A 20844-nucleotide genomic window follows, 5' to 3' on the forward strand; every position below is an offset into this window, starting at 1 on the left:
GCGCCCTCCCGATCTTTCGATACGGAAAGATCATGGAAGAATGAGCCGCTCTATGGAAATTCCAATTTCTGCCAAAAAATAGGATTGCCAAAAGGAAAATTGCCGCTTCTCCCACTCGGATCGGGCTTGGGAAAAGCCTAGGACGAGCGGCCGGAGCAAGGGCCTTCATGATGTGCAGCCGCCACACATCGCCCCGGCTGGCCGCCCCCGGATCAGGGCGCCGCACGCCCGCGCAGCCGCTCAGGTGTTCACAAAGTCCTTCCGATGATCTCCTTCATGATCTCGTCGCTCCCCCCGTAGATCCGCCCTATGCGCGCATCGGTCCAGGCGCGGCCGATCTGGTATTCGGTCATGTAGCCGTAGCCGCCGTGCAGTTGCAGGAATTCGTCGAGCAGGCGGTTTTGCAGCGCCGTGGCATTGAGCTTGACCATGGCGGCCCGGTCGGGCGCGAGCGCGCGGCGCAGGTGCAGGGCGATGCAGTCGTCCACGAAGACGCGCAGCATGATGGCCTGGGCCTTGGCCTCGGCCAACTTGAAGCGCGTGTTCTGGAAGTCGAACACCGGCTGGCCGAAGGCCTTGCGCTCGCGCGTGTAGGCAATGGTCTTGTGCAAAAAGGCCTCGATGGAGGCGGCGGCGCGCACGGCCACCACCAGGCGCTCCTGGGCCAGTTCGTGCATGAGGTACCTGAAGCCCGCGTTCTCCTCGCCCAGCAGGTGGTCGGCCGGCACGCGCACGTTGTCGAAGAACAGCTCCGAGGTGTCCTGCGCCATGAGGCCGATCTTCTCGAGCTTGCGGCCCTTGGAGAAGCCGGGCATGCCGTCCTCGACCACGATCAGGGACACGCCCTTGGCACCCATCTCGGGCGCGGTCTTGGCGACGACGATGACCAGTTCCGAGTTGATGCCGTTGGTGATGAAGGTCTTCTGGCCGTTGAGCACGTAGTGGTCGCCCTCGCGCCGCGCCGTGGTGCGCACGGACTTGAGGTCGCTGCCCGCGCCGGGCTCGGTCATGGCGATGGCGCCGATCAGCTCGCCCGCGGCCATGCGCGGCAGCCAGCGGTCCTTCTGGGCCTTGCTGCCATAGGCATGGATGTAGGGCGCGACGATGTCCGAATGCAGCGGAAAGCCCAGCCCGCTGGCGCCCGTGCGCGCGATCTCCTCCAGCAGCACGGCGGCATGGCCGAAGTCACCACCGCCGCCATAGGGCTCGGGCAGCATGGGGTTGAGCAGGCCTTCGCGCCCGGCCTTGCGCCAGACCTCCTTGGGCACGATGCCCTGGCGCTCCCATTCGGCATGGTGGGGGACGATCTCGCGCTCGAAGAAGCGGCGGGCCTGCTCGCGGAACTGTTCATGGTCTTCGCGGTAGACGGAGCGCTCGGTCAGGTCTTGCATGGGTCGGTATCCGGTGGTTGTCGGTGAGGAAAGACGGGGAAGGGCCGTTCAGGCGCTGCGCAGGTTGAAGCCCGCGTGCGGCTGCTCGCGCAGCCTGTCCTTGAGCACGCGGCGCAGCAGCTTGCCCGTGGGCAGGCGCGGCAGCTCGTCCACGAACTGCAGGCGCTGCGGGCGCTTGAGGCGCGACAGCGTGGCGCCGGCCTCGGCGACGATGGCGTGCGCCATCTCTGCACTGGCCGCATGGCCCTGGCGCAGCACGACCACGGCCATGGGCTGCTCGCCGAAGTCGGGCTCGGGCACGCCGACCACGGCCACCTCCTGCACGGCAGGGTGCGTGGCCAGCGCGTTCTCTATCTCCTGCGGATAGAGGTTGACGCCGCCCGACAGGATGAGGTCGGCCCGCCGGTCGCTGAGGAAGAGGTAGCCCTCCTCGTCCACATGGCCCAGGTCGCCGTAGGTGGCCCAGCCACGCTCGTCGATGGCCTCGCGGGTCTTGGCGGGGTCGTTGAGGTAGGCGAAGGGCGCCACGTCCGAGAAGAACACGCGGCCGATCTGGCCCGCAGGCAGCTCCTGCCCGTCGTCGCCCACGATGCGCAGCCGACCGTAGCTGGCGCGGCCCACGGAGCCTGGACGCCGGCGCCATTCGGCGGAGTTGATCAGGGTGATGCCGCAGCCTTCGGAGCCTGCGTAGTACTCCAGCAGGATGTCGCCCCACCAGTCCAGCAGCGCCTGCTTGACGGCCACCGGGCAGGGCGCGGCCGCATGGATGGCGCAGCGGTGGCTGGACAGGTCATAGCCGTGCCGCACCTCCTCGGGCAGCTGCAGCAGGCGGCCCAGCATGGTCGGCACCCATTGGCTGTGGGTGATGCGGTAGCGCTCGATCATCGCCAGCGCCTGCTGTGCGTCGAAGCGCGCCGTGATCACCACCGCGCCGCCGCCGTCCAGCGTGCGCAGGCAGTAGCGCAGCGGCGCTGCGTGGTACAGCGGTGCGGGCGAGAGGTAGACCGTGTCGGCGTCAAAGCCCATGTTGCGCTGCCAGGCCAGGAATTCGGGGTCGGCCTGCGTGCGGTAGAGCGCCGCCGGCAGCGCCTTCTTGATCCCCTTGGGCCGGCCCGTGGTGCCCGAGGAGTACAGCAGGTCGCGCCCCAGCGGACGGCTGGACAGGTCGATGGGCGCGGGCGCCTGCGCACGCCAGGCGGCCAGGGCATCGGCCAGCGACGGCAGGCCCGTGGATGCGCAGTCTCCGTCCACCGAATGCACGGAGGCGGCCAGTTCGGCCGGCAGCTGCGCCGCCGTGGCGGCCGAGGCAAAGACATGGCGCGCCCCGCTGTCGCCCAGGATGTAGGCCACCTCGGGCGCCGTCAGGTGGGTGCTGATGACCACCGTGTACAGGCCCGCCAGGCGCGCGGCCAGCACCAGCTCCAGGATCTCCACGCGGTTTTCCATCAGCACGGCCACCGTGTCCCCGGCCGCCAGGCCCTGCCCCGCCATCCACTGCGCCACTTCGCGCGAGCGCTGCGCCAGCGCGCCCGCCGTGTGTTGCTGGCCGCTGTCGCCCATGGTCAGCGCAACGCGGTCGGGCCGGGCATCGGCCCAGCTGTGAAAGTCATGCACGCCTGTCTCCTTTGCTTTTTTGAATCCGTCGTCTCGAATTCACCGGGTTTCAGCAAGTATTTTTGTTTGCGCGCGGTTTTTCATCCGGGAAAACGCTTTGTTCAATGCAAATTTCGAGACTTATCATTCATTTCGTGAACCTCCAGTCTCATTAAATCAGCATGAACACTCCCGTCATCGTCGATGCCATCCGCAGTCCCATGGCCCGGGCCAAGCCCGATGGCGCCCTGGCCCAACTCCACCCCGTCGATCTGCTCAGCCAGGTGCTGGAGCAGCTCGTGCAGCGCAACCGCATCGACCCCGGCGCGGTGGACGATGTGATCACCGGCTGCGTGAGCCAGGCCGGCGAGCAGGCCGGCACGCCGGGCCGCCTGGCCTGGCTGGCCGCAGGCCTGCCGGCCCATGTGCCGTCCACCACCATCGACCGCAAGTGCGGCTCCAGCCAGCAGGCCGTGCACTTTGCCGTGCAGGCCATCATGTCGGGCACGCAGGACATGGTGATCGCCTGCGGCGTGGAGTCCATGAGCCGCGTGCCCATGGGCAGCTCGCGCATGGGGCAGAACACCACGGGCGCGCGCTTCGATGCGCGCTTTGCGCCGGGGCTGGTGGGCCAGGGCGTGTCGGCCGACCTCGTGGCCGCGCGCTGGGGCCTGAGCCGCGAGGAACTGGATGCCTATGCCGCGCGATCGCACCAGCGCGCCCATGCGGCCCAGTCGGCCGGGCACTTCGAGCGCGAGATCGTAGGCATCACCACGCCTGCCGGCCTCTTCACGGCCGACGAGACCATCCGCCCGGCCACCACGGCGCAGAAGCTGGGCGCGCTCAAGGCCGTGTTCCAGAACGACGAGCTGTCGGCGCGCTTTCCGCAGATCCGCTGGCACACCACGGCGGGCAATGCCTCGCAGATGACCGACGGCGCCAGCGCCATGCTGCTGATGAGCGAGAAGCGCGCCCAGCAGCTGGGCCTGCGCCCGCGAGCGCGCTTCGTGGCGCTGGACGTGGTGGGCGACGATCCGCTGTACATGCTCACGGCCCCCATTCCCGCCACGCGGCGCGTGCTGGCCAAGGCCGGCATGCGGCTGGAGCAGATGGACCACTGCGAGATCAACGAGGCCTTCGCCTCCGTGCCCCTGGCCTGGCTGAAAGAGCTGAGGGAACTGGGCGCCGACCCCGAGCGGCTGAACCCGCGCGGCGGCGCCATCGCCCTGGGCCATCCGCTGGGGGCCTCGGGCATCCGCCTGATGACCACCATGCTGCACGCGCTGGAGGACAGCGGCGCGCGCTACGGCCTGCAATCCATGTGCGAGGCCGGCGGCATGGCCAACGCCACCATCATCGAACGCCTGTGAGCCAGGCACGGGAGACACATCCATGCAACTGCAAGAGAACATGACGGCCCTGGTGACGGGCGGCGTATCGGGCCTGGGCGAGGCATCGGCCCTGGCGCTGCTGGAGCGCGGCCTGAACGTGGTGGTGGTGGACCTGAACGAGGACCGCGGCGCGGCCATGGTGGACGCCGCCCGCCAGCGCCACGGCAGCCGCCTGCGCTTCGTGAAGGCCGACGTGGCCGACGCCGACCAGATGGCCGCCGCCATTGCGGCCGCCGAGGACTTCGGCGAGTTCCGCGCCCTGGTGCACTGCGCGGGCGTGGGCGGGCCGCTGCGGCTGGTGGAAAAGGACGGCAGCCCGGGCTCGCTGGACAAGTACACGGGCATCGTGCGCGTGAACCTGATCGGCACCTTCAACACGCTGCGCCTGGCCGCCGCCAGCATGGCGCGCAACGAGCCCGTGCAAGGCGAGCGCGGCGCCTGCGTGCTCACGGCCTCGGTGGCGGGCTACGAGGGGCAGATCGGCCAGATTCCCTATGCCTCGGCCAAGGCCGGCATCATCGGCATGACCATCGTCGCCGCGCGCGACCTGGCCACGCGCATGATCCGCGTGTGCACCATTGCGCCGGGCCTGTTCGACACGCCCATCCTGGCCAAGCTGCCCGACAACATCCGCCAGTCGCTGGCCGCCTCCGTGCCCAACCCCGCACGCCTGGGCCACCCGTCCGAGTACGCGCTGACCGCGCTGCACATTCTTGAAAATCCCATGCTCAATGGCGAGACGATTCGCCTGGACGGTGCCATTCGGATGAGTCCTCGCTGAGAAGCGCCCCGGCCCAGCACACGCGCGGAGAAGAAACACCATGTTCAAACGTCTCACGCTGGCGGCGGCTGCCTTGCTGTGCGCCACGGCAGCCATTGCAGCCGACGCCTGGCCCACGCGGCCCATCACCCTGGTCGTGCCGGGCGCGGCCGGGGGCTCCACCGACATTCCCGCGCGGCTGCTGGCGCTCAAGCTGGGCGAGCGGCTGGGCCAGCCCGTCATCGTGGACAACAAGCCGGGCGCGGGCGGCTCCATCGGTGCCAGCCAGGTGGCACGCGCGCAGCCGGACGGCTATACGGTGCTGGTGGGCAACACGGGCTCCAACGCCATCAACTACACGGCCTACAAGAAGCTGCCCTACAGGCCCGAGGACTTCGTGGCGCTGACGGACATGATCTCGTTTTCCAACGTGCTGGTCGTGCCGCAGGCATCGCCGGTGCGCTCGCTGGACGATCTGCTCAAGGCCGCGCGGCAGGCGCCGGGCAAGCTGTCGTTCTCCTCGGCCGGCGTGGGCCAGACCACGCACCTCATGGGCGAGCTGCTGCGCGAGCGCACGGGCGTGGACGTGGTGCATGTGCCCTACCGCGGCTCGGCACCGGCCACGGCGGCCATCGTCTCGGGAGAGACGCAGTTCATGTTCGACAACCTCACGGCCTCGCTGGTGCACATCAAGGCGGGCAAGCTGCATCCCATCGCCGTGACGGGCGCGCAGCGCGAGCCCGAGCTGCCCAACGTGCCCACCACCACCGAGCTGGGCCTGCAGGACTTCGACAAGGTCGGCTGGATGGGTTTCTTCCTGCCCGCGCAGACGCCGCCCGCCGTGGTGCGCAAGCTCACCGACGGCCTGGTCGCCGTGCTCCGGGACCCCGAGGTGGCGCGCCGCTACCGCGAGCTCGGCGGCCGCCCGGGCGGCATGCCGCAGGCGCAGTTCACCCAGCTGGTGGACAACGACCGCAAGAGCTGGGGCGCGCTGATCACCAGCCGCCAGCTGCAACTCGACTGAACCGATTTCGACGGAGACGCCATGAAGGTGCTGGACAGCGTGCGCGTGCTGGAGATTGGCGGCATCGGCCCGGGGCCGTTCTGCGCCATGCATCTGGCGGACCTGGGAGCCGATGTGGTGTCCATCGTGCGGCCCGAGGCGGAACCCGCCGCCACCTCATCCGCCTCAGCCACCTCAGCCACCTCCGCGCTGTCGCGCGGCAAGCGCTCGGTGTTCGCCGATCTCAAGTCGCCCGAAGGGCGTGACCTGGTGCTGGCCCTGGTGCGCGATGCCGATGCGCTGATCGAGGGCATGCGGCCCGGCGCCATGGAGCGCCTGGGCCTGGGACCCGAGGCTTGCCAGGCCCTCAACCCGCGCCTGGTCTATGGCCGCATGACGGGCTGGGGCCAGGACGGCCCGCTGGCCCAGGCAGCCGGCCACGACAACAACTATGCCGCCGTCTCGGGCGCGCTGTGGGGGTGCGCGCCGGCCGATGCCCGGCCGGTCTCGCCGTTTGCCACGCTGGGCGACATCGGCGGCGGCGCCATGTACCTGATGACGGGGCTGCTGGCCGGCATCGTGCAGGCGCGCGCCACGGGGCGTGGCACGGTGGTGGACGCGGCCATCGTCGATGGTGCGGCGCACATGCTCAACCTCATGCTGCACGCGCGCCAGCGCGGTCTGGTGGCCGACGAGCGCGGCCACAGCATCCACGACAGTGCACCGTTCTACGAAACCTATGCCTGTGCCGATGGCGGCTTCATCACCGTGGGCGCCATCGAGCCGCAGTTCCATGCCCTGCTGCTGGACAGGCTGGGCCTGGCCGGTGCCGCAGCGTTCCAGGGCCCCCAGTGGGACCGCGCCGCCTGGCCCGCGCGGCGCGCGCAGCTGCAGACGCTGTTCGCCTCCCGGCCCCGCGCGCACTGGCAGCAATTGCTGGAGGGCAGCGATGCCTGCTTCGGCGCCGTGCTCAGTCCCGTGGAAGCAGCCCGCCACCCGCACCTGCAGGCGCGCGGCGTCTACCTGCAGCCCGAAGGCGGCGCCCTGCAGGCCAGCCCCGCGCCACGCTTTGACGGCCAGGCCTATGCGCCGGGCCGTGCGAATGCCGCAGGCTCAGACACCGCCAGCGTGCGGGAGAAGGTGAGCGCAGGGCGCGCGCAGGAAGTCTGGCGCAGCGCCCGCTGATTCACGAGAGGCTGGAGGCGCCCAGCATGCCTTCGACCAGGCGCACCAGCGTGATCAGGCGCGGCCCGGCATCGCTTTCCAGCGCGCGGCTTTGCGGGCTGTAGATGGGCAGGGAGACCGAGAACACCCAGTACTCGCCGTCCTGGGCCGTGGACATGGGCACGGCAATGGACTGGATCTCGCGGTGCAGGTCGCCGTGGCTGCGGCAAAAGCCGTGCTCGGCCAGGTCGCGCCGCGCATCGTCGAGCCGCTCGCGCAGTTGCTGGGCGCGTGCGGGATCGTCGGCCTGCAGCTCGGCGATGAAGGCCTCGCGCTCGGCCTCGGGCAGGCTCAGCAGGTAGGCGCGGCCCGTGGCGGTGCGCGACAGCGAGATGTGCACGCCGATCTCGGGCAGGAAGACCTTGTTGGTCAGGCCGTTGGCCAGCTCCACCAGGCACAGCTGGCGGCCGTGGCCCACGGCCAGCTGGATCTGGCCCTCCAGGTGATTGGCCAGCTCCTGCATGTGCGGCCGCGCGAACTGGCGCATGTGCATGCGCGCCAGCACGGGCGAGGACAGGTTCAGCAGCCCCACGCCCGGCACGTACTTGGACAGGCGCTCGGAGTAGCGCATCAGGTTCAGTTCGCACAGGGTGTCGATCAGGCGGAACAGCGTGGGCTTGGGCAGGCCCGTCATGTCCATCAGTTCACGGGCGCTGAGTTCCTGGTGCTTGTTGGAAAAGCACTGCAGTACGGAGATGCCGCGCACCAGGGCGGCCACCAGCTTGCCACTGTCTTCGGAATTCATGGATTGATGAGGGCTGAAAAGATGAAACGATTGTCTCAATTTTCAGGGTGCCGCCGCACAGATTTCCAGGGCCATGCGCAGTGCAAACCCGTAAACAGGCCTTGCCCCGCGCAACGGACATGACACGGCACAATCGGTCCATGCTTGGCGCCCTGCGCCTCCCACCAGAAAAGCCTGCCGTGTCCGAACCGTTTGCCGCCGTCCCGCCTTCCGAATCGCCAGACTACGACGCCTTCCTGCGCGCCCATGTGCTGAGCCAGCCTTTGAGCATCCAGCGCTATGACCGCGGCGACGAAACCATCTGGGTCAAGCGCGCGGGCGCCAGCAACCCGGCATGGCGCTATCGCGCGCTGGCCCTGCTCGCCTTGTGCCTGCGCCTGCCCGTGCTGCGGCCCGTGCCCAATCCCGGCGGACACGAAGCCATCCGCACCGAGGTACGCCGCCTGCGCCAGCTCGCGCAGCGCGGCCTGCGCGTGCCTGCCGTGCTGGCCGAGTGCGAGGACGGCTTTGCCATGCGCCACCTGGGCAGCCCCGGCGTGGAGGCGCCCTCGCTGGGCAATGCCATGGAAGCCGCCCTGCCCCGGGGGGATGGCAGCACGCTGGCGCTGTGGCTGCAGGGCCTGCAGACCCTGCAGCAGGTGCATGGCAGCGGCGACTGCCTGAGCCAGGCCTTTGCGCGCAACATGGTCTGCTGTGCCGATGGCGTGATCGGCTTCATCGACTTCGAGGACGACCCGGCCGCCCACCTGCCCCTGGCGCTGTGCCGCGTGCGCGATGCCCTGTGCTACGCCCACTCCACGGCCTGGATACTGGAGCAGGCCGGCGCCATGCCGGCCGCACGCGCGGCCTGGCGGGACTTCGTGCAGTCCATGGAGCCCGAGACCCGCGCCCTGATGGCGCGCACCGTGAAACAGCTGGCCTGGGTGCGCCGCCTGCCTGAGAGCCGCCGCCTGGGCCGCGACATGCAGCGCGTGCGCATGGCCTACACGCTGGTGACGCCGTAGCGGCAGCGGGCTGCACGCCTCAACCGGGCCTCAGCCGGGCTTCAGCCGGGCCTCACCGGGCAGATGGCCCAGCGAGGCGCTGACGCGCGCCGCTTCAGCGCGCAGGGCCCGGGCCACTGCGCCCTGCGGGTCCGGGTCGAAGCCGCCGCTGGCGCCCAGCGCGCACAGCACGCCCACCACATGGCCCGTGTAGTCGTGCAGCGGCGCCGCCACGGCGCTGATGCCCGGCAGGTTGACGTCGCGCACCGAGGCGCAGCCCGCAGCGCGGATCTCGCGGCGCAGCGTGCCCAGCGGGTCCGCGCCATCGAGCAGCGCGCGCCGCGCGGCCGGCGCCTCGGCCAGCTCCCGGGCCAGCAGCGCATCCACGCGGGCATCGTCGTCCATGAAGGCGAAGAAGGCGCGCCCCGTGGCCGACCACAGCAGCGACATCACCGAGCCCACGCGCACATTGACGGTGACCGGCAGGCCCGGCTCCTCGAAGCGCACGATGGTCGGCCCCAGGTTGCCCATCACGGCCACGAAGCTGGTGACCTGCAAGGCCTCGCGCAGGTGCAATAGGGCAGGCTCGGCCAGGCGGATGGGGTCGGACTGCCGCATGGCGGCCAGGCCCACGCGCATGGCCTCGGCCGCCAGCGCGTACTGCGTGCCGCCACGGTCCTGCTCCACCAGCCCCTCGGCCATCAGGCTGGCCAGGTAGCGGTGGACCTTGGCTGGGCTTTCCTCCACCGCGCCCGCGATGGCCGTGAGGCTGGCGCGTCCGCCCAGCGTGGCCAGGGCCTTGAGCACGGCCAGGCAGGTCTCGGCGGCCTGCACGCGCTGGCGCCTTTCGCGCGGCGGCGCGGGCTCGTCAATCTCGGAGGCAACAGTGGAAGTCATGGCGGCAGGACGGGTCTGGAAAGGCCTGTTTTAAGGGCTGGCGGGGCATTGTGCCGCAGCTTGCGGGTAATCCCGGGCGGTGTTTTTACGCAATGCGTAGAAAAATTACGCAAAACAAGATTCCATGGATTCCACCCAGGCCTCACCGGAGACAAGCCCCATGCACAAGCGCCTTTTCCTCACCACACTGGCCGCAGGCCTGCTATCGGCCACCGCCCTGCCCGGCGCGCTGGCCCAGGACGGATTCCCCAGCAGGAACGTGCGCTGGATCGTTCCCTACGCGGCCGGCGGCGGCTCGGACTTCCTGGCCCGCACCATAGGCCAGGCCTGGGGCGGCCAGGTGCACCAGCCCATCGTGGTGGACAACCGCCCGGGCGGCAACACGGCCATAGGCGCCTCGGAAACCGCGCGTGCTGCCGCCGATGGCTACACCGTGCTGTCGGCCGACAACGGCACCCTGGTCTTCAATCCCGTGCTCTACAAGAGCCTCAGCTACAACCCCGCCAGGGACCTCGCGCCGGTCACGCTGATGGGCCGCTTCCCGATGATCCTGGTGGCCGGCCCCGGCATGGCAGCGGCCACGGCCAAAGACTTCCTGGCCCAGGCGCGCACCAGCAAGGACGGCGTGAACTACGCCTCGGCCGGTGCCGGCAGCCCGCACCACCTGGCCATGGAACTGCTCAGGGTGGAGGCCGGCCTGAAGCTGGTGCACGCGCCCTACAAGGGCGCGGCGCCGGCCCTGGGCGACGTGGCTGGCGGCCAGGTGCCCGTGATGATGGTGGACCTGGCCGCGGGCGCAGGCTTCATCAAGGGCGGCAAGGTCCGCCCGCTGGCCGTGGCCAACGCCACGCGCCTGCCCCAGTTGCCCGACGTGCCCACCTTCGCCGAGCTGGGCCTGCCCAAGGTGCAGGCCGCCGCCCTGGTAGGACTGGTGGCGCCCGCCAGGACCCCGGCCCCGGTCATCGCGGCCCTGCACCGGCAGGTCGTGGCCGCGATCAACGAGCCCGCCGTGCGCCAGAAGCTCGTGGATTTCGGCGTGGAGCCCGTGGGCAACACGCCCGAGCAGTTCGCCGCGCTGCTGGCCAGCGAAAGCACGCGCTGGCACCAGCTGATCCGCGACCAGAACATCACTTTGGATTGACCCTCCGCGCCTGCCTGCCTGCGAACAACCAGCCATGACTGCCTCCGCCGCCCCCGACACCGCCCCGTCCGCCTTTGCGCCAGCATTTGCGCCCGGCTCTGCGCCCGCCTCCGCGCGCTGCCCCTTCGACCACCGCCAGCCCAGCGGCCAGACCGGCCCCACGGGCTGCCCCGTCAGCGCGGGTGCCGCGGCCTTCGACCCATTCAGCGACGGCTACCAGCAGGACCCGCCCGAATATGTGCGCTGGGCGCGCGAGCAGGAGCCGGTGTTCTACAGCCCGCAACTGGGCTACTGGGTGGTCACGCGCTTCGACGACATCAAGGCGGTGTTCCGCGACAACATCGCCTTCAGTCCCTCGATCGCGCTGGAGAAGATCACGCCCACGGGCGAGGAGGCCAATGCCGTGCTGGCCTCCTACGGCTTCGCGCTGAACCGCACCCTGGTCAACGAGGACGAGCCCGCGCACATGCCGCGCCGCCGCGCGCTGATGGACCCGTTCACGCCCGAGGAATTGCGCCACCACGAGCCCATGGTGCGCGAGCTGGCGCGCGCCTATGTGGACCGCTTCATCGACGACGGCCGCGCCGACCTTGTGGACCAGATGCTGTGGGAGGTGCCGCTGACCGTGGCCCTGCACTTTCTCGGCGTGCCCGAGGAGGACATGGACAGGCTGCGCGAGTACTCCATCGCCCACACCGTCAACACCTGGGGCCGGCCCCGGCCCGAGCAGCAGGTGGCCGTGGCCCATGCGGTGGGCAACTTCTGGCAGCTGGCCGGCAAGGTGCTGGCCAAGATGCGCGAGAACCCCGATGCGCCGGGCTGGATGCAATACGGCATACGCAAGCAAAAGGAGCTTCCCGAGGTCGTCACCGACTCCTACCTGCACTCCATGATGATGGCCGGCATCGTGGCCGCGCACGAGACCACGGCCAATGCCACGGCCAACGCCGTCAAGCTGCTGCTGCAGCATCCCGGCGCCTGGAAGCAGATCTGCGAGAACCCCGCGCTGATCCCCAATGCCGTGGAGGAATGCCTGCGCCACAACGGCTCGGTGGCCGCCTGGCGGCGCCTGGCCACGCGCGACGTGGTGATCGGCGGCGTGGCCGTGCCGGCGGGCTCGAAGCTGCTCATCGTGACCTCGTCGGCCAACCACGACGAGCGGCATTTCGCCGATGCCGACTTCTTCGACATCCACCGCGACAACGCCGGCGACCACCTGACCTTCGGCTATGGCTCGCACCAGTGCATGGGCAAGAACCTGGCGCGCATGGAGATGCAGATCTTCCTGGAGGAGTTCACGCGCCGCCTTCCCCACATGCGGCTGGCCGAGCAGCGGTTCACCTACGTGCCCAACACCTCGTTCCGGGGCCCCGAACACCTGTGGGTGGAGTGGGACCCGGCCCTCAACCCCGAGCGCGCCCGTCCCGCCCTGCTGCAGGCGCGCCAGCCCGTGCGCATCGGCGAAGCCCTGCAGGGCGGCGCCAGCCGGCCCATGGTCGTGGCCGAGGCCGAGGCTGCCGCCGAAGGCGTGCTGCGCCTGCGCCTGAAGGCCGCCGATGGACACGCCCTGCCGCGCTGGACGCCGGGCTCGCACATCGACCTGCAATGCGGCGACACGGGCCTGTCGCGCCAGTACTCGCTGTGCGGCGACCCGCAGGACACCGGCAGCTACGAGATTGCCGTGCTGCGCGAGGCCAACGGCCGTGGCGGCTCGGCCTGGGTGCATGAGCATCTGCACCGCGGCGCCACCGTACAGGTGCGGGGCCCGCGCAACCATTTCCCGCTGGACGAAGGCGCCAGCCACCTGATCCTGGTGGCCGGCGGCATCGGCATCACGCCCATCTCGGCCATGGCACGGCGCGCCAGGGCGCTGGGCCTGTCCTATGAAATCCACTACAGCGGCCGGCGCCGCGCGGGCATGGCGCTGCTGGCGCCGCTGCAGGTCGAGCATGGCGCCCGGCTGCACCTGTACGTGGCGGAGGAAGGCCGGCGCGCCGACTACGCCGCCCTGCTGGCCACGCCGCGCGCCGGAGCCCGCATCCATGCCTGCGGACCGGCGCGCCTGCTGCACGGCCTGGAGGCCGCCAGCCGCCACTGGCCCGAGGACAGCCTGCGCGTGGAGCACTTCGTCTCCACCGTGGGGGCGCTGGACCCTGCCAGGGAGCAGGGCTTCGAGGTGGAACTGCGCGCCTCGGGCCTTGTGCTGCAGGTGCGCAACGACCAGACGCTGCTGGACGCCCTGCGCAGCGCGAAGATCGAAGTGCAAAGCGACTGCCGGGAAGGGCTGTGCGGGTCCTGCGAAGTGCCCGTGCTCGACGGCGAGGTGGACCACCGAGACATGGTGCTCACGCGCGGCGAGCGTGCGGCCTGCACCAAGATGATGAGCTGCTGCTCGCGCGCCAGGAGCGGCAGGCTGGTGCTGGGCCTGTAGCCAGGGCTACAGGGCAGCCCGGCGCCCGCAAGCCCGGCGCCCAGAAAAACAAAAGCCCCAAGGCCATCATCGGCAATGGGGCGATCGCATCGGTGGGCGCGCTTCGGGGCGCACCTGCCTCCAACCGGATTACTGGTTGGCGATTTCGAGCTCGGCGTTGCGGGCTTGCTGGATGAAATCGATCAGGGAATAGATTGCTTGGCGCATGGTGAACTTCCTTACTGAGACGCTCAACAATCACTGGCGGCATGCATCTCAAGTGCCGCGAATGCCGGGAAAACCCTCTAAGCGTTTACCCTAGGAATAAGTATAAACCACTAGATCTCGGCATGCAAACGCACAGTTGTAAGCGCACGTCAAGATTCCGCAGAGGCGCCCAACTGCGTCCCAATGTCAGGCATGGGATGATTCAGGCTTATGACCGCGCCTTCCGTTTCCCTCGCACCCTGGCACATAGAGCCGCTGAACCCGGCCGAGGCGCCGTGGCCGCTGCTGCTGTCGGCGGATCCGTCGCGGGAGAAGGTGCGCGGCTATCTGGCGGGCTCCACCTGTTTTGCCGCGCGCGAGTCCTTCCAGCGCGAAGGCCAGCCGCCGCGTCCCGGCGGGCGCGGCGAGGTATTGGGCATGTGCGTGCTGGTGCCGCTGCGCGCCAGCGGCGACGAGGCCTCAGGCCCACCCGCCTGGGAGCTGATGAACATCGCGGTCGCGGAATCGCTGCACCACCGGGGCCTGGGCACCGCCCTGCTGCGGCGCGCCATCGAATGGGCGCGCTCCCAGCGAGCGCCACGCATCGAGGTCGGCACGGGCAGCTTCGGCGACCAGCTGGTCTTCTACCAGCGCGCGGGTTTTCGCGTGACGGGCATCGTGCGTGACTTCTTCCTGAAGCACTACACCACCCAGCTGTGGGAGCGCGGCGTGCAGCACCGCGACATGCTGCGCTTGACGCTGGAGCTGGGCACGGGCCGCTGAACGGCCGCCCCGCTCAGTCCGAAGACATCTTCATCAGCACCAGGCCCGAGACGATGAGCACGGCCGCGCCGATGCGCATGGCGCTGACCTGCTCGCCCAGGACCGTGATGCCGACCAGGAAGGCGCCCACGGCGCCGATGCCGGTCCAGATCGTGTAGGCCGTGCCCAGCGGCAGGCTGCGCATGGCCACGGCCAGCAGGCCGAAGCTGGCGATCATGGTGACGATGGTGATGGCGCTGGGCACCAGCCGCGTGAAGCCGTGCGATTGCTTCATCGAGAACGCCCAGACCACTTCGAGCAGCCCCGCCACCAACAGATAGACCCATGCCATGGAAAACTCCTTGTGAAGCCGGGTCGTCCCGGCGCATGCATGTCCCGATGTGGGGGAGGCCGTCCTCCTGGCAGAAGGGCTTGTGCCTCCTGCATGGCCGCCAGTTTAGGAGAAAGCCTTCAAGCCGGCCGCACCCAGCCTGTTGCCCCATTGCCGCCTGGGTGGTTGCTGCACAACAGCATCCAGGCTTCAGGCGGCCAGTGCCTCTTCCTGCTCGGCCAGCAGGATGTTGCCCACGGTGGCGCCCAGGCCGGCCACGCGCTTGCGCAGCTTGAGCACGGCCTTGTCCTTGCTGATCAGCAGCGCCTGGTGCTGGCTGGCCAGGTCCAGGAAATGCTGGTCGTCGGGGTCGGTGCAGGCAAAGCGGATGCGCGGCGCATCGGCCACGTACTCGACCGCTCCGTCAAAGGCCGAGAGCACGCCTTCGGCCGTCTTGCCGTAGAAGGCCACGCGCGGCGCGATCTGGCTGTAGTGCAGCACGCGTTCGAGCTCGATGCGCTGGGCCTGGTCGGCGATCCAGCGCATCTGCCCCTGCTCCACCAGCTCGCGGATCGGCGGAACATGCGGATCGTCGAAGATCAGCATGTCAAGGACCACATTGGTATCGAGCACCACGGGCCGGGGCAGGGGACCTTCGTAGCCGTCGTTGCACTGCGGCCAGCGCAGCACGATCTTCATGGCGCGGTGCCCTCTGCCGGGCCTTCGGCGGCCTTTCTGGGCTTGACAGCGCCACGGACCATGTCGAAGCGGAACAGCCGGCACTCGATGGGGCCGTTCCACATGGGCGTGCGCCGCGCTTCCTTCAGGCGCATCTTGCCGGGCAGCTTGAGGTCGGGCGTGAGCATCCAGGCGCTCCAGCCGCTGTAGTTCTTCTTCCAGTGGGTGGCCAGCTGGCTGAAGAATTCCACGCCGTCCTCGGTCTGGGCCGTCTCGCGGCCCGCGCGCTCGACCACGGCCATGCGCTCGCCGGCGCTGCGGCCGGCCGAGCCGGCTGCGGCAATGCGCTCGCCATAGGGCGGATTCAGCAGCATCAGGCCGGGCTGCTCGCAGGGCGGCATGCGCTGCAGCGCGTCGCCGCCGCGCAGCTGCACGGTCTGGCCCACGCCCGCGCGCTCGGCGTTGCGCTGGGCGAAGTCCACCATGCGGTGGGACACGTCGGAGCCATAGATGCCCACGGGGCTGTCGGGCAGGATGGCGGCCTCTGCCTCGTCCAGAATGGCTTCCCACACATGCCTCTGGAAGGGCACGAGCTTTTCGAACGCGAAGCGCCGCAGGATGCCGGCCGGAATGCGCCGGGCGATCTGCGCGGCCTCGATCAGCACCGTGCCGCTGCCGCAGCAGGGGTCGTACAGCGGCTGGGGATCGTCGCCGTGCGGGTCCCAGCCCGTGGCGGCGATCATGGCTGCGGCCAGGGTTTCCTTGAGCGGCGCATCGCCCTTGTCCTCGCGCCAGCCGCGCTTGAACAGCGCCTCGCCCGAGGTGTCGATGTAGATGGTGGCCTCGTCGGTCGTCAGGTGCAGGTGCACGCGCACGTCGGGGTGGCGCGTTTCCACGTCGGGGCGCACGCCCTTCCTGTCGCGGAAGCGGTCAGCAATGGCGTCCTTGACGCGCAGCGCCGCAAAGTTGAGGCTGGTCAGCGGGCTGTGCTGGGCCGTGACTTCGATCTTGAAGCTCTCGCGCGGGGAGAACCAGATCTCCCAGGCCACTTCGCTGGCGGCGCGGTACAGGTCGTTTTCGTTGCGGTACAGGGTCTGCGACAGCTGCACCAGCACGCGCTGGGCCAGACGGCTGTGCAGGTTCAGCAGCAGGGCGTCGCGCCACAGGCCGCGCACCATCACGCCGCCACGGCCGACCAGGAGGTCGTGGCCGCTCAGGCCGGTGATCGCGTGGACCTCGTCGGCCAGAAATCCCTCGACGCCGGCGGCGCAGGGCAAAAACAGATGCAGTTGGTTCATAGCTTGGGTGCCGAGCATACGCGCACCGCGATTCCCCGCGCAGGCGCCAGCCGAAACCCGCTTGCCTGCGCTTCGGCCCGGGCCTACAGTGGAAGCAACCGCGAGGGAGAGCACCATGAAGACTCGAACCACGCCCGTCCACACGGATTTCCTCGGCGCCACGCAGGCCGCACGCCTGGTGGCGCAGGTCGGCGTCGCCGCCTGCCTGGCCGGCCTGGCCGATGCCATCGAGCAAGACTTCGCGCGCTGGCCCGATTTCGAGAAATCGGCCCGCCTCGCCCACCATTCGCCCGGCGGCGTGATCGAGCTCATGCCCGTGTCCGATGCGCTGGACTACGCCTTCAAGTACGTCAATGGCCATCCAGACAACGCCGACCGGGACCTGCCCACGGTGATGGCCTTCGGCGCCCTGGCCGACGTGGCCACGGGCCTGCCGGTCTTCCTGTCCGACCTGACGCTGGCCGCGCGCCGGCTGGCGCGACAGGGCTGCCGCAGCATGGCGCTGATCGGCGCAGGATCGCAGTCCGAATTCCAGGCCCTGGCCTTCACCCACCTGCTGGGCGTGGAGCGGCTGCGCATCTTCGACATCGACGTCCAGGCCATGCGCAAGCTGGTGGACAACCTGGGCCATGCAGGCATTGCCGCCCAGCGCATCACCTGCTGCACCAGCAGCGCCCAGGCGCTGGAAGGCGCCGACATCGTCACCACGGTCACGGCCGCCAAGCGCCGCGCCTGCGTGATCGCCGATGCCGATGTGCGCCCCGGCACCCACATCAATGCCGTCGGCGGCGATTGCCCCGGCAAGACCGAACTGCCCGTGGAGTTGCTGCGGCGCGCGCGCATCTTCGTGGAGTTCACGCCCCAGACGCGCGTGGAAGGCGAGCTGCAGCAGCTGCCCGCCGACGCGCCCGTGACCGAGCTGTGGCAGGTCATCAATGGCCTGGCGCCGGGACGCGGGCACGACACCGAGATCACGCTGTTCGACTCCGTGGGCTTTGCGCTGGAAGACTATTCGGCCCTGCGCTGGTTGCGCGCGCTGGCCCACGACACCGGGCTGATGCAGTCGATCGACCTGGTGCCTTCGCTGGCCGACCCCCGCGACCTGTACCGGCTGGTGCGCGAGGCCGGGCAGGCAGAACGCGGCTTTGGCTGACACGGGGACTGCATACCATGGGTCCCATGAGCATGAACACCCATACGACCCCGCAGACCGCACGCGCCCTGAGACTCATAGGCGTGCCCACCGACATCGGCGCCAGCCGCCTGGGCAGCGCCATGGGCCCCGACGCGCTGCGCGTGGCCGGCTTGGCCCCGGCGCTGCGCCAGCTGGGCTGCCAGGTGCGCGACATCGGCAACCTGGCCGGTCCACCCAATCCCCAGACACCGCCCGAGCAGGGGCTGCGCCACCTCGCACCGGCCCGCGCCTGGATGCAGGCCGTGCACCAGGCCGTGGGCCAGGCGCTGGACGATGGCGAGCTGCCGCTGATGCTGGGCGGCGACCACAGCCTGGCCATGGGCTCGATCAGTGCCGTGGCCGCCCACTGCCGCCGCCTGGGCCGCGCGCTGCGCGTGATCTGGCTCGACGCCCACGCCGACTGCAACACGCCCGATATCTCGCCCAGCGGCAACCTGCACGGCATGCCCGTGGCCAGCCTGTGCGGCCTGGGGCCCGAGCCGCTGACCGCGCTGTCCCAGGGCGGCGATCCGGCGCTGGATGCCGCCTCGCTGTGCCAGATCGGCCTGCGCAGCGTGGATGACCAGGAAAAGCGCCTGCTGCATTCGCTGGACATCGAGGTGTACGACATGCGCGCCATCGACGAGTTGGGCATGCGCGAGGTCATGCGCCGCGCGCTCGACGGCCTCGCCGGCAGCGACACCCACCTGCACCTGAGCTTCGACGTGGACTACCTCGATCCCGACATCGCGCCCGGCACGGGCACGCCCGTGCGCGGCGGCCCCAGCTACCGCGAGGCCCAGCTGTGCATGGAGATGCTGGCCGATACCGGACGCCTGGGCTCGATGGACCTGGTGGAACTGAACCCGGCGCTGGACCTGCGCAACCAGACGGCCGAGCTGGTGGTGGACCTGCTGGAGAGCCTGTTCGGCAAGAGCACGCTGGTGCGGGCCGATCGCTGAGGCCGCTCAGGCTGGCGAGAGCGAAATACGCCAGCCGTCGCCCGTTGCGTCCGTAGCGAAGCGCACAGGCACAAAGCGCTCGATCACCTCGAAATTGCTGCGCGCATGCGGCGTCAGTTCCGTGCAGGTGTAGCTGGCACCGCGCCCGCTGCGCCAGACGGCCAGCGCCAGCGGCAGGGCCCATTGGTCGGCCAGGTACGGGCCCAGCGCGGCCCGGCTGCCCTGGTGGCGGCGCACCTCGCGTGCCAGGTCATGCGCCACCTTTTCGGCGCTGACGCCCTTCATGCCGAACTGCGTGAACACTTCGCTCAGGTGCTCATAGGCCAGCGTGGCCAGCAGCGCGTTGCCCGGCCCCTCGTTCTGGCGCACGGCAGCCACCTGCAACTGCTCGCCAGACCAGCCCAGGGCCTGGCCCAGATGGTCCAGTTCGCGCTGGGCCACCGCGCGTGGCAGCGCGGGCGCAAAGCATTCGGCATGGCTGGCCACGGGTGCGCCGCGTTCGGTGATATCGAAAGGCACCAGCCCATTGGTTGCCGGCGTAATCGTCACGTCCATCTCGCCGCCACCGGCCGGATAAAAGCCCAGCCGGCGCAGCCGCAGCTCGCAGCGGGCGCCCAGCCTGTGCAGCAGCGGCGCATAGCTGCGCTCCAGGAAATGGAAGGGCGGCGCGGCCGGGTTGTGGGTGCCGCCGCCCAGGGTCAGGCGGCTTTCGCCATTGGCCAGCATCAGCGCGGGCCACAGCGTCTGCAGCAGCAGGGTGCAACTGCCGGCCGAGGCGATCACGAAGCGGTACTCGCCCGCACGCACCGGCCCCGGTGTGAATTGCAGCGTCTGCGAATTCATCTCGGCGCCCTGCATCTGCGCGCCGCAGATTTCGGCGGCGGCATTGACGCAGGCCAGGTGCTGGCGCATCAGGCCCGGCTTGGCGCGCCCGGCACGGATGCGCTGCATGGCAAAGGGCTGACCCGTGCACATGGACAGCGCCAGCGCGCTGCGCAGCATCTGGCCTCCGCCCTCCCCGGCGGAGCCGTCGATCTCGATCACTTTCATTTTTCTCTTTCATTCATTGCCGCCAATTGCCGCCAAAGCGCGCCACGGCATCCCGCAGATAGCGGTCCAGCGGCGCCGCATCGGCCTGGTCCCCCGGATCGGGCGCATGGGCCATGGCATGGGCCAGCTCGCGCTCCAGGAAATCATGGACCCGCACCCGGCGCGGCCCCTTGGCGGCCTCGCCCAGGCGCATCTTGAGCTCCAGCAGCTCGTTGAGCTCGGCCAGCAGGCCTGCATCCTCCAGCGTGCCCGCCGCCAGCTGCGCAAAGCGCATGGGCGGCGCACCACGCCCCTCGCGTATCCAGCGCGCGGCCAGCAAGGGGCGCAGCACGTAGAAGTACTTCTTGTAGCGCACCACATCACCCTGCAGGTGGGCGCGCAGGTTCTTGCGCGCCATGGCCACATAGTGGTGGTAGCCGCGCACCGGCGAAAAGCCCTGCTCGGCCAGCAGATGCAGGCGCTCGGCCCAGGGCTGCTCCTGCCGGTAGACCACGGGCGAGCGCAGCCATTCGAGCAGCGTAGGGTTGGAGGCGCGCAGCAGCCCCAGCGCCTTGCGCAGCTCCCAGCCGCTGACATCGAGCTCGCCGCTGAGCGGCTGCTCTATGACATCGCGGCCCGGCGCCACCGTCAGATACCAGGGCAGGCGGTGGACGTAGATGAAGCGCACGTCATAGTCGCTGTCGGGCGAGGCAAAGCCCCAGCCGCGGCTGCCCGACTCGCAGGCAAACAGCACCGTGACCTCGTGCCTGCGCTCCACCTCGGCCAGGTTGGACAGCACCGTGGCGCGCATGGCATCGGAGACCGGATGCGCGCTCAATACCTTCTCTTCCCTCATGCTCTCATC

At 69.7% G+C, this 20844-nt stretch carries 19 protein-coding genes; 10 read left to right on the plus strand and 9 right to left on the minus strand.

The features are described 5' to 3' along the window. Nucleotides 1-248: 248 nt before the first annotated feature. Together U6958_RS33135 and U6958_RS33140 are read right to left on the minus strand one after the other, a co-directional pair. Nucleotides 249-1391, minus strand: a complete 1143-nt coding sequence (locus tag U6958_RS33135; RefSeq protein ID WP_074924217.1) for an acyl-CoA dehydrogenase family protein — start codon at nucleotides 1389-1391, stop codon at nucleotides 249-251. 48 nt (nucleotides 1392-1439) lie between these two features. Next, on the minus strand, nucleotides 1440-3005 hold the full coding sequence (locus U6958_RS33140; RefSeq protein ID WP_074924219.1) for an AMP-binding protein: 1566 nt from the start codon (nucleotides 3003-3005) through the stop codon (nucleotides 1440-1442). A 161-nt stretch (nucleotides 3006-3166) separates the two neighbouring features. Between U6958_RS33140 and U6958_RS33145 the strand changes: the two genes are divergently transcribed. From U6958_RS33145 to U6958_RS33160, 4 genes are read left to right on the plus strand one after another with little or no spacing between them, the layout of a single operon-like run. Continuing rightward, nucleotides 3167-4354 carry a thiolase family protein gene (locus tag U6958_RS33145; RefSeq protein WP_047327981.1) on the plus strand — a complete coding sequence of 396 codons (1188 nt, stop codon included), beginning with the start codon at nucleotides 3167-3169 and terminating at the stop codon, nucleotides 4352-4354. A gap of 22 nt (nucleotides 4355-4376) precedes the next feature. After that, nucleotides 4377-5156, plus strand: a complete 780-nt coding sequence (locus U6958_RS33150; RefSeq protein ID WP_016450520.1) for an SDR family NAD(P)-dependent oxidoreductase — start codon at nucleotides 4377-4379, stop codon at nucleotides 5154-5156. Nucleotides 5157-5196: 40 nt separating this feature from the next. Then, entirely contained in the window at nucleotides 5197-6159 is a 963-nt protein-coding gene (locus tag U6958_RS33155) for a tripartite tricarboxylate transporter substrate binding protein (RefSeq protein WP_034367696.1), read from the plus strand. Between the two features lie 21 nt (nucleotides 6160-6180). Beyond that, the gene (locus U6958_RS33160; RefSeq protein ID WP_074924222.1) at nucleotides 6181-7323 is read left to right on the plus strand and encodes a CaiB/BaiF CoA-transferase family protein; all 1143 of its coding nucleotides are present in this window, start codon (nucleotides 6181-6183) and stop codon (nucleotides 7321-7323) included. A 1-nt stretch (nucleotide 7324) separates the two neighbouring features. On the opposite strand, the gene U6958_RS33165 is transcribed toward U6958_RS33160, so the two are convergent. Continuing rightward, nucleotides 7325-8107, minus strand: coding sequence for an IclR family transcriptional regulator (locus tag U6958_RS33165; RefSeq protein ID WP_016450517.1), 783 nt, complete (start codon nucleotides 8105-8107; stop codon nucleotides 7325-7327). A 140-nt stretch (nucleotides 8108-8247) separates the two neighbouring features. On the opposite strand from U6958_RS33165, the gene U6958_RS33170 reads away from it, so the two are divergent. Beyond that, nucleotides 8248-9111, plus strand: coding sequence for a hypothetical protein (locus tag U6958_RS33170; RefSeq protein ID WP_046240314.1), 864 nt, complete (start codon nucleotides 8248-8250; stop codon nucleotides 9109-9111). Nucleotides 9112-9141: 30 nt separating this feature from the next. Here the strand turns inward: U6958_RS33170 and U6958_RS33175 are convergent, their stop codons facing one another. Further along, nucleotides 9142-9987, minus strand: coding sequence for an IclR family transcriptional regulator (locus U6958_RS33175; RefSeq protein ID WP_016450515.1), 846 nt, complete (start codon nucleotides 9985-9987; stop codon nucleotides 9142-9144). A gap of 160 nt (nucleotides 9988-10147) precedes the next feature. Between U6958_RS33175 and U6958_RS33180 the strand changes: the two genes are divergently transcribed. The 3 genes from U6958_RS33180 to U6958_RS33190 all read left to right on the plus strand — a co-directional run bounded on the left by U6958_RS33180 (nucleotide 10148) and on the right by U6958_RS33190 (nucleotide 14528). Next, the gene (locus U6958_RS33180; RefSeq protein WP_034389537.1) at nucleotides 10148-11128 is read left to right on the plus strand and encodes a tripartite tricarboxylate transporter substrate binding protein; all 981 of its coding nucleotides are present in this window, start codon (nucleotides 10148-10150) and stop codon (nucleotides 11126-11128) included. A gap of 34 nt (nucleotides 11129-11162) precedes the next feature. Further along, nucleotides 11163-13559: a cytochrome P450/oxidoreductase gene (locus U6958_RS33185; protein WP_074924225.1), complete on the plus strand. Its 2397-nt coding sequence runs from the start codon at nucleotides 11163-11165 to the stop codon at nucleotides 13557-13559. A 417-nt stretch (nucleotides 13560-13976) separates the two neighbouring features. Then, nucleotides 13977-14528, plus strand: coding sequence for an N-acetyltransferase (locus U6958_RS33190; protein ID WP_016450512.1), 552 nt, complete (start codon nucleotides 13977-13979; stop codon nucleotides 14526-14528). Between the two features lie 13 nt (nucleotides 14529-14541). On the opposite strand, the gene sugE is transcribed toward U6958_RS33190, so the two are convergent. The 3 genes from sugE to U6958_RS33205 form a co-directional block, all read right to left on the minus strand. Next, nucleotides 14542-14859 (minus strand): quaternary ammonium compound efflux SMR transporter SugE, encoded by a 318-nt coding sequence (gene sugE / locus U6958_RS33195; protein ID WP_013804742.1) that lies wholly within the window; start codon nucleotides 14857-14859, stop codon nucleotides 14542-14544. Nucleotides 14860-15048: 189 nt separating this feature from the next. Continuing rightward, entirely contained in the window at nucleotides 15049-15537 is a 489-nt protein-coding gene (locus U6958_RS33200; protein WP_016454612.1) for a putative toxin-antitoxin system toxin component, PIN family, read from the minus strand. Then, nucleotides 15534-16814: a class I SAM-dependent RNA methyltransferase gene (locus U6958_RS33205; RefSeq protein WP_074924228.1), complete on the minus strand. Its 1281-nt coding sequence runs from the start codon at nucleotides 16812-16814 to the stop codon at nucleotides 15534-15536. Before U6958_RS33205 ends, U6958_RS33200 begins: the two co-directional genes overlap by 4 nt. A 115-nt stretch (nucleotides 16815-16929) precedes the next feature. On the opposite strand from U6958_RS33205, the gene U6958_RS33210 reads away from it, so the two are divergent. Together U6958_RS33210 and rocF are read left to right on the plus strand one after the other, a co-directional pair. Further along, entirely contained in the window at nucleotides 16930-17967 is a 1038-nt protein-coding gene (locus U6958_RS33210) for an ornithine cyclodeaminase (protein ID WP_074924231.1), read from the plus strand. A gap of 17 nt (nucleotides 17968-17984) precedes the next feature. After that, a complete protein-coding gene (gene rocF, locus U6958_RS33215; RefSeq protein WP_074924234.1) occupies nucleotides 17985-18950 on the plus strand; it encodes an arginase in 966 nt (321 codons plus the stop codon). 6 nt (nucleotides 18951-18956) lie between these two features. Here rocF and rtcA read toward each other — a convergent pair whose 3' ends face one another. Beyond that, nucleotides 18957-20000 carry an RNA 3'-terminal phosphate cyclase gene (gene rtcA / locus U6958_RS33220; protein WP_074924237.1) on the minus strand — a complete coding sequence of 348 codons (1044 nt, stop codon included), beginning with the start codon at nucleotides 19998-20000 and terminating at the stop codon, nucleotides 18957-18959. 13 nt (nucleotides 20001-20013) lie between these two features. Next, nucleotides 20014-20835, minus strand: coding sequence for a nucleotidyltransferase domain-containing protein (locus U6958_RS33225; RefSeq protein ID WP_074924239.1), 822 nt, complete (start codon nucleotides 20833-20835; stop codon nucleotides 20014-20016). Between the last annotated feature and the right edge of the window lie 9 nt (nucleotides 20836-20844).

This window comes from Delftia lacustris, assembly GCF_040267515.1.
GTDB lineage: Bacteria > Pseudomonadota > Gammaproteobacteria > Burkholderiales > Burkholderiaceae_C > Comamonas > Comamonas tsuruhatensis.

Bases quoted from the DNA above. Each gene is read 5' to 3' on its own strand.
- U6958_RS33180 (WP_034389537.1), top strand. From the start codon at position 10,148: ATGCACAAGCGCCTTTTCCTCACCACACTGGCCGCAGGCCTGCTATCG.
- U6958_RS33165 (WP_016450517.1), bottom strand. From the start codon at position 8,107: ATGAATTCCGAAGACAGTGGCAAGCTGGTGGCCGCCCTGGTGCGCGGC.
- U6958_RS33150 (WP_016450520.1), top strand. From the start codon at position 4,377: ATGCAACTGCAAGAGAACATGACGGCCCTGGTGACGGGCGGCGTATCG.
- U6958_RS33185 (WP_074924225.1), top strand. From the start codon at position 11,163: ATGACTGCCTCCGCCGCCCCCGACACCGCCCCGTCCGCCTTTGCGCCA.
- U6958_RS33190 (WP_016450512.1), top strand. From the start codon at position 13,977: ATGACCGCGCCTTCCGTTTCCCTCGCACCCTGGCACATAGAGCCGCTG.
- rtcA (WP_074924237.1), bottom strand. From the start codon at position 20,000: ATGAAAGTGATCGAGATCGACGGCTCCGCCGGGGAGGGCGGAGGCCAG.
- U6958_RS33155 (WP_034367696.1), top strand. From the start codon at position 5,197: ATGTTCAAACGTCTCACGCTGGCGGCGGCTGCCTTGCTGTGCGCCACG.
- U6958_RS33225 (WP_074924239.1), bottom strand. From the start codon at position 20,835: ATGAGGGAAGAGAAGGTATTGAGCGCGCATCCGGTCTCCGATGCCATG.
- U6958_RS33210 (WP_074924231.1), top strand. From the start codon at position 16,930: ATGAAGACTCGAACCACGCCCGTCCACACGGATTTCCTCGGCGCCACG.
- U6958_RS33170 (WP_046240314.1), top strand. From the start codon at position 8,248: ATGCTTGGCGCCCTGCGCCTCCCACCAGAAAAGCCTGCCGTGTCCGAA.
- U6958_RS33145 (WP_047327981.1), top strand. From the start codon at position 3,167: ATGAACACTCCCGTCATCGTCGATGCCATCCGCAGTCCCATGGCCCGG.
- U6958_RS33135 (WP_074924217.1), bottom strand. From the start codon at position 1,391: ATGCAAGACCTGACCGAGCGCTCCGTCTACCGCGAAGACCATGAACAG.
- sugE (WP_013804742.1), bottom strand. From the start codon at position 14,859: ATGGCATGGGTCTATCTGTTGGTGGCGGGGCTGCTCGAAGTGGTCTGG.
- U6958_RS33200 (WP_016454612.1), bottom strand. From the start codon at position 15,537: ATGAAGATCGTGCTGCGCTGGCCGCAGTGCAACGACGGCTACGAAGGT.
- U6958_RS33175 (WP_016450515.1), bottom strand. From the start codon at position 9,987: ATGACTTCCACTGTTGCCTCCGAGATTGACGAGCCCGCGCCGCCGCGC.
- U6958_RS33160 (WP_074924222.1), top strand. From the start codon at position 6,181: ATGAAGGTGCTGGACAGCGTGCGCGTGCTGGAGATTGGCGGCATCGGC.
- rocF (WP_074924234.1), top strand. From the start codon at position 17,985: ATGGGTCCCATGAGCATGAACACCCATACGACCCCGCAGACCGCACGC.
- U6958_RS33205 (WP_074924228.1), bottom strand. From the start codon at position 16,814: ATGAACCAACTGCATCTGTTTTTGCCCTGCGCCGCCGGCGTCGAGGGA.